The 12,432-nt window shown below is 56.7% G+C and carries 11 protein-coding genes; 3 read left to right on the top strand and 8 right to left on the bottom strand.

Going from position 1 to position 12,432, the window contains the following annotated elements; translation table 11 throughout:
- Positions 1-6: 6 nt before the first annotated feature.
- The 3 genes from NP77_RS11690 to NP77_RS11680 all read right to left on the bottom strand — a co-directional run bounded on the left by NP77_RS11690 (position 7) and on the right by NP77_RS11680 (position 4,401).
- On the bottom strand, positions 7-1,068 hold the full coding sequence (locus tag NP77_RS11690; RefSeq protein ID WP_003853623.1) for an ABC transporter ATP-binding protein: 1,062 nt from the start codon (positions 1,066-1,068) through the stop codon (positions 7-9).
- Positions 1,065-3,290: an iron ABC transporter permease gene (locus NP77_RS11685; RefSeq protein ID WP_039660224.1), complete on the bottom strand. Its 2,226-nt coding sequence runs from the start codon at positions 3,288-3,290 to the stop codon at positions 1,065-1,067. Before NP77_RS11685 ends, NP77_RS11690 begins: the two co-directional genes overlap by 4 nt.
- A gap of 88 nt (positions 3,291-3,378) precedes the next feature.
- Positions 3,379-4,401, bottom strand: coding sequence for an ABC transporter substrate-binding protein (locus NP77_RS11680; protein WP_008925204.1), 1,023 nt, complete (start codon positions 4,399-4,401; stop codon positions 3,379-3,381).
- 223 nt (positions 4,402-4,624) lie between these two features.
- Here NP77_RS11680 and NP77_RS11675 point away from each other — a divergent pair, with 223 nt between their 5' ends.
- Both NP77_RS11675 and NP77_RS11670 read left to right on the top strand, forming a co-directional pair.
- Complete coding sequence (locus NP77_RS11675) at positions 4,625-5,659, top strand: LacI family DNA-binding transcriptional regulator (protein WP_003853628.1); 1,035 nt, start codon at positions 4,625-4,627, stop codon at positions 5,657-5,659.
- Positions 5,660-5,922: 263 nt separating this feature from the next.
- Positions 5,923-6,816: an SDR family oxidoreductase gene (locus tag NP77_RS11670; RefSeq protein ID WP_003853629.1), complete on the top strand. Its 894-nt coding sequence runs from the start codon at positions 5,923-5,925 to the stop codon at positions 6,814-6,816.
- A gap of 143 nt (positions 6,817-6,959) precedes the next feature.
- Here NP77_RS11670 and NP77_RS11665 read toward each other — a convergent pair whose 3' ends face one another.
- From NP77_RS11665 to NP77_RS11645, 5 genes are all read right to left on the bottom strand, one after another.
- Entirely contained in the window at positions 6,960-7,430 is a 471-nt protein-coding gene (locus NP77_RS11665) for an RES family NAD+ phosphorylase (RefSeq protein ID WP_003853630.1), read from the bottom strand.
- Positions 7,430-7,882 (bottom strand): antitoxin Xre/MbcA/ParS toxin-binding domain-containing protein, encoded by a 453-nt coding sequence (locus NP77_RS11660; RefSeq protein ID WP_003853631.1) that lies wholly within the window; start codon positions 7,880-7,882, stop codon positions 7,430-7,432. The genes NP77_RS11665 and NP77_RS11660 overlap by 1 nt, the downstream gene beginning before the upstream one ends.
- Positions 7,883-7,971: 89 nt before the next feature.
- A complete protein-coding gene (ampC, locus tag NP77_RS11655) occupies positions 7,972-9,123 on the bottom strand; it encodes a class C beta-lactamase (RefSeq protein WP_039660221.1) in 1,152 nt (383 codons plus the stop codon).
- A gap of 31 nt (positions 9,124-9,154) precedes the next feature.
- A complete protein-coding gene (locus tag NP77_RS11650; RefSeq protein WP_003853633.1) occupies positions 9,155-9,400 on the bottom strand; it encodes a hypothetical protein in 246 nt (81 codons plus the stop codon).
- Positions 9,401-9,491: 91 nt separating this feature from the next.
- Positions 9,492-10,649, bottom strand: a complete 1,158-nt coding sequence (locus tag NP77_RS11645; RefSeq protein WP_003853636.1) for a glycosyltransferase family 4 protein — start codon at positions 10,647-10,649, stop codon at positions 9,492-9,494.
- A 619-nt stretch (positions 10,650-11,268) separates the two neighbouring features.
- Here NP77_RS11645 and hpxO point away from each other — a divergent pair.
- Positions 11,269-12,426, top strand: a complete 1,158-nt coding sequence (hpxO, locus tag NP77_RS11640; RefSeq protein WP_008925208.1) for an FAD-dependent urate hydroxylase HpxO — start codon at positions 11,269-11,271, stop codon at positions 12,424-12,426.
- Positions 12,427-12,432: the final 6 nt, after the last annotated feature.

The raw sequence follows: 12,432 nt of genomic DNA, 5'->3' as shown, positions 1-12,432 counted from the left end.
ATCAGATTAACGGGCAATCAGGGCAAGGCCCTGCGGCTTAAAGTTGACGCCTACCAGGGTGGCGAGAGGCAGACGCTGTTCCATCTGCGGATCGATAATGAACAACGCGCCCAGCTCGGTCGCGACTTCATATTCAATATGGTCACCCAGCCAGGTGCTGTGGATCACTTCACCCTGCAACGCGCCCTGGCCATCGCCAGACAACGTAATAAACTGGGGTCTCACCGCCAGCTGGGCACTGCCGGTTTTAGCGCCCGCACCCCGCACCCGAAAGCGCTGGTTACCCAGACGAACCAGTGCGTCATCTGCATCCGCCTGCTCCACTTCACAGGGCAGAATATTGGCTTCCCCCATAAAGTCCGCAATAAAGACCGAGTTGGGCGAATGATAAAGCGTCTCCGGCGCGCCCTGCTGGGCAATATCCCCCTCTTTCATGACAATAATCTTATCGGAGACTGCCAGCGCCTCTTCCTGATCATGGGTGACATAGACCGCCGTAAATCCGAGCCGCTGCTGCAAATCACGGATATCGGTGCGCACCCGACGGCGCAGACGCTCATCAAGGTTCGACAACGGCTCATCGAGCAGCAGCACCTGCGGTTCCAGCACCAGCGCACGCGCTACCGCAATACGCTGCTGCTGTCCGCCAGAAAGTTCAGACGGCAACCGCTCTCCCTGACTCTCTAACCCCACCAGCTTCAGCCCCTCACGCGCCCTGTCCTGCGCTTCGCGTTTGTTCATGCCCGAGGAGAGCAGCCCGTAAAGAATGTTGTCGATAGCGTTCATGTGGGGAAACAGCGCGTATGACTGAAACACCATCGCCACATCCCGTTCGTTAGCGGGCAGATGCGTTACCTCTTTGCCGCCAATCAGAATCCTTCCCGAGGTGGGATGCTCCAGCCCGGCCAGCAGCCGCAGCGTGGTAGTCTTGCCGCAGCCGGACGGCCCGAGCAGCGTCACCAGCGTGCCTGGCTCTACGGTGAGCGACAGATCCGGCACGGCGGTAAAACCAGCAAAACGCTTCGCGACATGTTCAAACACCACCGATCCGGCGTTAATGGTCGTCATAGGGCTCTCTCCTGAGTCAGTGTGGAGGCAGAGGGTGCGGCAACCATCACCGCCGGTTGGGTTGTACGGCGCAGGCGACGTTCGCCCACCAGCAGCTGGAACAGGCCTATGATTAGCAGCATCACGACAATCAATACCGACGAGTAGGCAATGGCGACGCCATACTCACCGTTCTCCACCAGCCCGACGATGTAAGAGGTCGCCATGTTGTACTGGGCGCTGACCAGGAAAATCACCGCGCTGATCGAGGTTATCGCCCGCACAAAGGCATAGACCAGCGCGGCGCTGATCGCCGGTTTGAGCAGCGGCAGCACCACTTTGCGCAGCGTCCGAAAACTGTTAGCACCCAGGGTTAATGAGGCTTCATCCAGGCTTTTATCCAGCTGGCTCATCGCCGCAATCCCGCCACGCACGCCGACCGGCATATTGCGGAAGACAAAGCAGGCGATCAGGATCATCGCGGTACCGGTCATCTCCAGCGGCGGCAGGTTATACGCCATCACATAACTCACGCCGATGACCGTGCCGGGAATGGCGAAGCTCAGCATCAGCATGAATTCAAAGGTCTGACGGCCGGCAAACTTCTGCCGCACAATCAGCCAGGCCGTCAGCAGCCCCACAATGGCCGTGAGCGGCGCAGCGATAAGGGCAATCTCCAGCGTGGTCCAGAAGGAGTTCCAGGCGACGCCGCGCCAGACCAGCTGCCCCTGATTGATGCTGACGCTGAAGGCGCGAATGTAGTGATCCAGCGTCAGGTTGTTATTCAGCCCCCACGACTGTACAAAGCCGCCAATCATGATCATGCCGTAGATCACCAGCGTGAAGAGTCCCCACGGGATGACCATGCCATAGACGCTGTAGCGCACCGGACGCGGCAGCATCACGTGACGGCCACCGTCGCCTTTGCCGGTGACGGTGGCAAAGCTTTTTCCGGCGAGCCAGACGCGCTGCACCAGAAAAGCGGTCAGCGTAAAGCCCAGCAGGATCATCGCCAGCACCGCCGCGCGGCTCGGGTCGTTCTGTGCGCCGACCACAGAGAAGAAGATTTCGGTGGAGAGCACGCCATGACTGCCACCCAGCACCATCGGGTTACCGAAATCGGCCATGCTTTCGATAAAGCTGATCAGGAAGGCGTTGGCCAGACCGGGCGCCATCAGCGGCAGCGAGATGCGGGAGAAGGTGCGCCAGCGACTGGCGCGCAGCGTCTGAGAGGCCTCTTCCAGTGACGGACTGACACCCTCGACCACGCCAATCAGCACCAGGAAAGCGATAGGGGTAAACGACAGCACCTGCGCAATCCAGATGCCGGTCAGGCCATAGAGCCAGCGGCCCGGTTCGATGCCGAACAGCGTTGCCAGTGATTCTGTTACGACACCGGAGCGGCCAAACAGCAGGATAAGCGCCAGTCCGATAACAAACGGTGGCGTGATAATCGGCAGAATGGTCAGCATCCGCAGCGCTTTCTTGCACGGCAGCGACGTGCGCGTAGCCGCCAGCGCAAACGCCAGCCCCAGCAGCGTCGAACCGCTGGCGGTCATCAGCGCCAGTCCCAGCGTGCGCCACGCCGTGCCGCAGGTGCCACCGGTGAAACAGGAGAGACTCCAGATCGCAGGGTCCTGCATATTGGCAATCAGCCCATCCGGTTTGAAGCTGCCATCAATATCCTGCACCGAGGCGACAAACAGGCTCAGCACCGGATAGAGCACAAAGGTGGTCACCAGCGCCACCAGCAGTACAATCGACGCCACGACAAAGGCATCACCTTTCAGCACACCCCGCTCCGCCAGGGCAAACGCAAAGATCAGCAAAAACACGGTCAGCAGCAGCAGCGCGCCCGCGCCCATTGCTGGCTGGCCCAATGCCTGCGGACCCGCGATATGTTCCAGCCACAGCCAGTTCCAGCCACTGAAACCAATGGCATGCCCTTCCAGCACCAGAAACAGGATGCCCGTGACGCTGAACAGCAGCAGGAGCGTGCTACGCGTGCGGCCCGGCGGCAGAAAGACGCTGGCCGCAGAGAGCAGCCACAGCGCGACAGCAATACTCAGCCAGCTGCGTAACGCGAGCTGCCCCAGCGCCGGTGCACTGTTCTCATCGGTCCATAAGCTGAACAGCCACTCCCCGCTGAAGAAGCCCTGCTCCAGGCTGTACCAGGGCAGCAGCGTCAGCGCGACGGCGCCCGCCAGCAGCGCCGCGGTTAAGCGACGATTGTGCGCATTCATAAATTACCTCGATCAGGAAGCGGGCATCAGGCTTACGCCACCGCGGTCTGGCAACGGCCCGGCTCAGGCGGCCGGGACAACCCCACTGTTATTGCGCGCTGGCACCAATCTCTTTATCCCAGCGGCCCAGCAGCGCTTTACGTTTTGCCGAATCGCCATAGGTTTTGAAGTCATAATCGATCAGTTTGATGTTCTCGAAACGCGGCGCGTATTCAGAGATCTCCGCCTGACGGTTAGAAGGAAGCTGGAACGATTTCGCCTCTTTCATGTGTGATTGCGCCTCAGCGCTCAGCGCCCAGTCATACCAGACTTTGGCATTTGCCAGATTTCGTGCTCCTTTGATGATCGACATTGAACCAATCTCATAGCCAGTGCCTTCACAGGGCGCGACGGGCTTAATCGGGAAGCCATCCACTTCCATCGCTACGGCATCGTGCATAAAGACAATCCCGAGGGTGGTTTCACCGCGCGCAGCGGCTTTGACCGGCGCAGAGCCGGACTTGGTGTATTGCGAGATGTTGGCGTTAAGCTTCTTCAGATAATCGAAGGCTTTGTCTTCACCCATAATCTGCACCAGCGTCGCCAGGGTGTTATAGGCCGTGCCGGAGGAGTTGGGATTGGCGATCTGAATCTCACCTTTAAAACCCGGGTCGAGCAGGTCAGCCCAGCAGGCCGGGACCTTCAGCTTTTTCTCCGCCAGCAGCTTCGTGTTATAGCCCCAGCCCAGCGCACCGGCGTAGACGCCCACGGTGCGATAACCGGAGATTTCCGCCACTTTTTGTGACCAGGGTTGTTGCTGATCGAGCAAAGGGGATTTATAGGCCTGGGTTAAGCCCTCTTCGGCAGCCTGCATGTGCGGATCCCCGGTGCCGGCCCACCAGATATCGGTACGGGGATTGCGTGCTTCACTGCGGATACGGGCATAGGCTTCACCGGCAGAGAGCCGCACCATGCTGAGTTTGATATCAGGATGGCTCTGGCTGAACAGCGTGGTCATCTGTTCACACACCACCACATCCGCTGAGCAGATCATGTTAAGGCCGGCCGCCGAGGCAGCAAACGGCATCATAGGGCAGACAATGACAGCAGCGAGCAGAGAGGAATAACGCATGATGTTCTCCTGGGGCTGGATGACGCAGGTGCGCCAGCTATTGCACATGTGTGCAAACGTATGCGCAAAGTAGTACGGCGAGCTGTTGACACTGTCAATTCGGTTGTTACGCAATTGTCAGGCGCTGTCACAAATTTGAAACACTTTACGTGCAGCCATGTTTTGCACAGCCTTGCAATTTCAGGCAGACTCAGTGCAGACAACGGTGGGACGGGGAAATAAGATGCAGCAGCTTAAAGCGGTGGTAAGCGCACAGGATGTCGCAGACCGGGCGGGCGTTTCCCGTTCAGCGGTCTCCCGCACCTTTACGCCAGGTGCCAGCGTGTCGGAGGCCACCCGTCAGCGGGTGATGAAAGCGGCAGAAGAGCTGGGCTATCACGTCAACCATCTGGCACGGGGTCTGGTTCGCAACCGCAGCGGCATTGTCTGTTTAATTGCCTCCGAAGTGGATACGCCCTACCGTGCCAGCCTGGTGCGCTGGATGACCCAGTACCTGCAGGAAGCGGGAAAAGTGGCGATGCTGATTAACACCGACCGCTCGGATGCGCGCGTTTCCGCCGCGCTGCAACAGGCGATTAATTTTCGCGCCGACGCCTCCATTATTCTTTCAGGTATGCCTGACAGCGGCATTACCCGCCTCTGCTACAAACATGGCCAGCACCTGGTGCTGATTAATCGCGATGAGTCTTTGCCCGGTACGCTCAATATTAATCTCGACTCCGGCCCGGCAGCGGAAATGGCGGTCAACGCATTTGTGCGGGCGGGCTGCAACCGCATCGCTTTCGTGAATTCGCTGGCGGGAACACCCAGCCTGCTGAAGCGCGAAGCCGATTTTCTGGCCGCGGCGCAGAAAGCGGGCGTCGCGGTTCAGGTCGAACGCTTCGGCTCCACCTCCTATGAAAGCGGACAGATTCTGGCTCAGCGTCTGCTGACCCGAAAAGTTCGCCCTGACGCGGTTTACTGCGCCACCGACCTGCTCGCCTGTGGCTTTATGGATGAAGCGCGTCACCGCTTTGCGCTGCGTATTCCGGAGGATCTCTGCATCATGGGGCACGACAATATTCCGCAGTCGGGCTGGTCCTCTTACAACCTCACCACCTTCGCGCAGCCGGTGGAGCAGTTCGCCCGCGATGCGATTGCCTGGCTGGTGGAGACGGAAGCGCAACCGGAGACACTGATGCCGAAGAATGAACAGCAGCAGGAGCGCAGAATATACCCGGTGGATGTCGTCTGGCGGGGTTCAGTACGCGGCGGATAACCGCCTTTTTTTATTTTCTGCCGATGCGCTTTATTCGCTGTAATAATAACCAAAACCCGCCACGCTTCGTTTTAAATATCCCCTTCCCGCGCAGAAAAATAATCGGAGGCTCCGGCACAGTTTTCTGATTTCATGACTACGCTTTATCAGCATTATTAATTTCTTCTGGTTTTACCTGCTCAATGAATCAGCAGTCAGATGTGACAAATATCACATTTGTGCCAGGCTTAATGTCTCAGATAACGTTGTTCAAGGAGCATACAATGGCGACACCCACTAACAAGACGCTCGATCTGGATCAATTCCCTAAACCTCCTTTTGAGGATCAGCCACAACAGGCACCAGGCCTGGCCAGCAAAATGATCCCGGTTCCCGATCACGGTGAAACCAGCTATCGCGGCACAGGCAGACTGACTGGCCGTAAGGCGCTTATCACCGGTGGTGACTCCGGCATTGGCCGCGCGGTAGCTATCGCTTATGCCCGCGAAGGCGCAGACGTAGTGATCAATTACCTGCCTGAAGAACAGCCCGACGCTGATGAAGTGGTTAAATTAATCGAAGCGGAAGGCCGTAAAGTTTTCGCTATTCCGGGCGATATTCGCTCTGAAGAATTTTGTCAGCAATTGGTTAAAGACGCAGCCGATAAATTAGGCGGCCTGGATATTCTTGTAAATAACGCCGGTCGTCAGCAATTTAATGAGTCCATCCGTACCCTGAGTACGGAAGATTTTGATGCGACGTTTAAAACTAACGTTTACGCCATGTTCTGGATCACCAAAGCGGCGCTGGAATATCTGCCACGCGGTGCATCCATTATTAATACTTCTTCGGTTCAGGCGTTTAAACCCAGCGATATTCTGCTGGATTATGCGCAGACCAAAGCCTGCATTGTCGCCTTTACGAAATCACTGGCTAAACAGCTGGGTGGCGAGGGTATCCGGGTCAATGCTGTTGCCCCAGGTCCTTACTGGACGCCGCTGCAATCCAGCGGTGGACAGCCAATGGAGAAAGTGAAACAGTTTGGCGCCGATTCACCGATGGGTCGCCCGGGCCAGCCGGTTGAAATCGCCCCGCTCTATGTCACGCTGGCCTCAACCGAAAGCAGCTACTCTTCCGGTCAGGTCTGGTGCTCTGATGGCGGTACCGGCACGCTGTAACAATATCCCGATGGCCGCGTTATGCGGCCATTTTTTTGTCCCGCTTTCTTTCGTTTCGTTACCCAGCCGCCACGGTGGCAACCGGATGGCATTGGTGTGCCTGTTCAGATTGCGCGAGGTGACCGGGAAAGCCTGTTAGCGCCCTACTGCAGCCGGAAGCGGGGATCGAAGAAAAACGGCTCCACCACCACCTTGCTGACGATGCCGGCCGCCGCCGGATGACGGGGATTGAACAACGCATTCCACTCACCGGTCAGCGTGCTGGGCACCTTGAGCACCAGGCCGTTGTCCGGGCTGGCGAGCCAGTCGTCTCCAATCTGCCGTGTAGAGGCGGGTGCAGGATCGGTCTGCCAGTCGTCGGGCAATGCCGACAGCGAGAGCTCGGTGATCAGAGCCTCTGGCACACTAATCGCCAGCATAGCGTAGTCATGCGCCAGATCCTGAATGGTGAGATGCACTAAGGCCTCCAGCACACACAGCGCCCGGCTCGATCCCATATAAACACAAACCGTGCCCACAGAGTTCCAGCGCCCGCCATAAGTACGGGCACCAAACCCATCAAAAGCGGTCATTGCATATTCACGCTTCACCAGACGGTAAAAAGGCACCGCCATCAGGTAATCACGCCATGCTCAAGCTGACCAATCAGGTTAATGACCGCTTCTGCACCCGCTACCGTGGTGGTCATTTCCGCCGGTTTTTTACCTCCCAGCGCTTTAGCCGGCGTTTCCAGCCACTGCACCAGGCGCTGCCTGTCGTCGCGGAACAGTTTACTGGCGGCAGAGAGAACACGAATCAGCATGTAGATGCGTCCGCTCTGGTCGGGCGAAAAGGTCTGATCAGGATCTTTCACTTTGCGGTTATAGGTGGTGCGGTCAATGCCCGCCAGACGGCATAGCCAGCCTTCGTCAAAGGTGGACAATGACGCCGTGCGTTTCAGCACGCCGCTGCTGAACCCCACTGCAATTCGCTGGTGCGCATCGGGCAGCGTATCCGGCAGGTTCAGTGCATGCAGCAACGACGTATCGCGACGATGCTGAGCGGGTGTATAGATGGCGATGGACATAGCAGCCCTCCTGTTCATTTGATTTTTATTTTAGCTCAAATGAACAGGAGGTGCCAGCCTTACCCCGTCGCAGAGTAAGCAGATAGGTATTAAGGCGTGCCCTGATGTAACGCCTGCAGAATCTGCCAGGCGGCCTTTATGCGCAGCGGATTGGGGTAATTTTTGTTGGCGAGCATCACGATGCCGCTGTTCTGCTCAGGGATAAACGCGATATAAGCACCGAATCCATTGGTGGCACCGGTCTTATGCACCCAACTGGCGTTCAGTGAGGGCCCGACCGGATTTAGCAGGGTCGCTGGCCGCGGTTGTAACGCAACACCATTGTCGCTGTCGCTGATGATGGTGTCGGCAGTGGCAGGCAAATCATAGATCTCCCAGCCCAGTCCCTGCCAGAAACTGCCGATTTTGAAATAGCGCGACTGTGCGGTGCGGATAGCATTACGCAACACAGTGTTGCCCGAGGAGAGGCGATTAGGATCGACGTTGGCCTGCATAAAGGTCAGCATGTCACGCGCGGTGGATTTAACGCCGTACGCTTCGGCATCCAGCATGCCGGGGGAAACCCGAACCGGCTGACCCTTTTTATAGCCCCACGCGTAGTCCAGCATCATTGAGGGCGGCACGGTGATATAAGTGCGCGTCAGCCGCAGCGGCTGAAACACATTACGCGCCATCGCCTGCTCATAATCCCCCTTCACCATCAGCGAGCCAAACAGACCGATACTGGCGTTAGAGTACTGACGAAGCGTGCCTGGTGATGCTTTTGGCTGCCATTCCTGATAAAAGCGCAGCAGTGAGGTCTGATCGGTAACCTCATCCGGCAGCTGTAAAGGTAAGCCACCGGCGGTATAGGTCGCCAGGTGCAGCATCCTCACCGGACGCCATTGTTCACCGGTCAGCTGCGGCCAGTATTTCTGTACGGGATCATTGAGGCGAATGTCACCGTTGCGGATCAGGATACCTGCCAGCGTACCGGTAAACGTTTTGCTCACCGAACCCAGCTCAAACAGCGTATTTTCCGTCACCTGGCGGCCTGATGCGAGATCGGCCACGCCGAGGTTCACAAACTGCGCCCGGCCCTTGTAAAGCACCGCCACCGACATGCCCGGGATCGCCTGCTGCTCCATCAGCGGTTCGATCGCGGCTTTAACCAGAGAAGTGACCTGCTGTGAAGAGAGATCGGCGGCAACACAGCTGGCAGAAAGAGACAGTAAAGCAAAATAAAACACAGACTTTTTCATTGGCAACTAAAGGCTTCTTCACTGAAATGAATTATTTACACTGGCTGGCACACGCCTGTACGCACATCTGCGCCTCTGAACTGCAGGCACCGTTTTCACGGGTGTTGCAGTGTGACTGTTCGACGTAGCAGTTGGTCTGACAGGCGGAGACATCACAGCGGGCTGCCGCAGGGGTCAGCTGAACCAGAGGCGCGCGGGCCGGAAAAACCGGTGCGGGCTGAGCGAAGGCGCTGCTGCCCAGTAATCCGGACAGCAGCAGAGTGAGGATAATTTTCATAAGAGTTCTCCAGTGGGACGCTGCGCTAAGTATGGCTAGTCTGGCGCGCGCCGTCAGAGAAATCTAATCAAATTGAGACACCAGGAGGATGTTAAGTGGCATTCACTACGCCACGACGGTAAATATCGTTGAGCCGGGCAATGTAGCGCCCGGTATCATGCTGCTCTTTGATGCGCAGAATCGCCGCCTCGCCTTTCTCCTGCAGCATCTCAGGCCGTTCGATGATGGCGAGCAGCGTGGATTTAAGCCCTTCCACCAGGGACTGTCGCAGCTGCGTTTTCTGCTCTGTTGACGTAATGCTGTATTCACGGTCCGCGTTCAGCGGACTCGCCAGCACCCAGCCCGCGCTATCCGGGTTAATTTCTGGCAATGCACGCACGTTGCTGGTGATCACCGGGCAGCCATTAGCCTGCATTTCCAGTACAGAAAACCCGTAGGTTTCCTGCCAGGTCGGTAACAGGCCGGCATCGCTCTGGCGGAACAGCTGCATTAGCGCACTGTTTTCCATCTGGGTATGATGCGTAAAGCAGCGATGGCGTTTGATGCGATTCTCAATGTCGCGGTAAAAAGCCTCGTCATCCTGGAACTGGCGGTGAGCAACGTTGCGGCGCTTAGCGAGATCACCAATCAGCTGCACATCCAGCTGCGACGCATCCAGCCGCTTCTCTTCAATCAGCTCACTGATAGCCAGCACCACTTCGGCTCCGCCTTTGCGGTAGAACTCGTTACCGGCAAAAATCAGCCTGAGCGTACCTGACTGGCGTGGCGCTTTTTGCTGAACAAACAGCGTCTGTGGCGGATGCAGCACCACGGTTTTACGCTGAATCTGCCGGGCGACATCCGCTTTGAACAGCTTCATCTGAATGTTCAGCGTGGCGTCGGAAATGGCAATCAGCCCCAGGCAATTGTCTTTTAACAGATAGGGGATCAGGCGTTGCAGCTCAGGGTTATCCTGCTTGGCTACGCCAGCCACCGGCAGCACGCGCGGCAGCTCAGTCTCAAATGAGGCGACCCACTTCTGTCGGGTAATCGCAACCTCATTAAACAGATGCAGGATGTCAGCCCGCGCTGCCCCTGAAAAAGGCACAGGCTGAAAGACAAAGGTTTTGTTTTTCTTGAGCAATCGGGTTCGTAACGGGTTGATAAAATAGAAAAGATTGCTCTTTTTCAGATTGATGTACTGGTTTTCCGGATTAACTAAAATATTACGTTGCTCCGGATACTGGTTATTCGTGATTCCAACTTTCATGGTCGTTTTCCAGAGTCCTTTATGTCCAGAGTGATCTATATCACGCGATCGTGCCAGATGCGTTTGAGCAATATCCTAAAAGACCGTTTCGCCTCGAAATAATTAACTTTACTAATCATTAAAAGCCATAACCGGAAGGCCTTCGTCGTGCCTGCGCGCCTGTACTGAACAAGGCTTTCTGATAACGTCACAGCGCATTATTGTCCGATAAAGAGGCAAAGCCACGGAAAAGGGTGTGCTGTGTGTCATGAGAATATGACGCTGCCCGGGCGGGCTGATTTCAGGGAAGCGGGTGATTTAGTTTATAATTTTTAAACAAATTAAAACGGGTATAAGGCTAAGCCGCCGACAATGCACGCTGAAGGATAAATGGCTCTGAAACTGACCGACTGCACCTGATGAATGATGAAACAATCGATGCAGAAAAAATGATCACTGCACCCTTTTGATTCGACCTTTTGCCACATTTAAGTGCATGAGGTCAGCAATCAGACGACGCAGCCACCTCAGAGATTATATGTCAACGTACTGATTAACCTGTTTTTTCTACTCACTCTCCCTGTAGGCCTCCCTCTGGTACAAAAGTTGCAGGAAAAGTCTATGCAGACAGGAGAGCATTATGAAAGCAATCGTGATTGGTGGCGGTATTGGCGGAATGAGCAGCGCCATTGCGCTGGAGAAAGCCGGAATTGACGTGGAAGTTTACGAAGCGGTGCAGGAAATGAAGCCTGTCGGCGCGGCGATTTCCATCTGGCCCAACGGCGTTAAATGCCTGAATGCGCTGGGAATGAAAGCCGCGCTGCGTGAGCTGGGCGGTAACATGGCCTTTATGGCTTATCACGACGGCGCGACCGGCGTACCTCTGACCCGCTTCAGCATGGCGCCGTTGGTTCAACAGGTTGGTGAATACCCTTATCCGGTAGCGCGTGCAGAGCTGCAGGCGATGCTGATTGATACCTTTGGCCGTGAACGGGTGCAGTTTGGTAAGCGGGTGATCCAGGTTGAACAGACCGCAGACGGCGTGATCGCCACCTTTTCTGACAACAGTCAGGCCACCGGCGATTTTCTGATTGCTGCCGATGGCACCCATTCGGTGATTCGTGAATATGTGCTGGAAGAGAAGCTGGAGCGCCGTTACGCCGGTTACGTTAACTGGAATGGGCTGGTCACCATTGACGAGCGGATTGCACCCGCCGATCAGTGGACTACCTTTGTCGGTGACGGCAAACGCGTTTCGCTGATGCCGGTCAGCGGTAATCGCTTCTACTTCTTCTTTGATGTGCCGCTGCCGAAAGGTCTGCCGCAGGATCGCAGCACCGTGAAAGCCGATTTAACCGGCTACTTCCAGGGCTGGGCGGAGTCGGTACAGCAGCTGATCGCGGCGATTAATCCCGACACCACCAACCGGGTTGAGATCCACGACATTGAACCCTTTAGTCGCTTTGTGAAAGGACGCGTTGCTCTGCTGGGTGATGCAGCCCACAGCACCACCCCCGATATTGGTCAGGGCGGCTGCGCGGCGATGGAAGATGCTGTGGTGCTGGCGTCGACGCTGGCCTCACATTCGCTGGGCATCGAAGATGCGCTGCTACGCTATCAGGCGCGCCGCGTTGAGCGGGTCAAAGATCTGGTGCTGAAAGCGCGCAAACGCTGTGATGTCACCCATGCTCGCGACCCGGCGGTCACGGCAGAGTGGTATCAGTCACTGAAAAACGAAACCGGTGAGCGGGTGCTGGCCGGAATGTGCGAAACCATTGAAGGTGGCCCGCTGGGCTAGCCCCAA

The organism is Pantoea sp. MBLJ3 (assembly GCF_000816655.1).
GTDB lineage: Bacteria > Pseudomonadota > Gammaproteobacteria > Enterobacterales > Enterobacteriaceae > Pantoea > Pantoea eucalypti.
The sequence above is the reverse complement of the archived record's forward strand: the minus strand, read 5'-3'. Positions and strand labels throughout refer to the sequence as shown.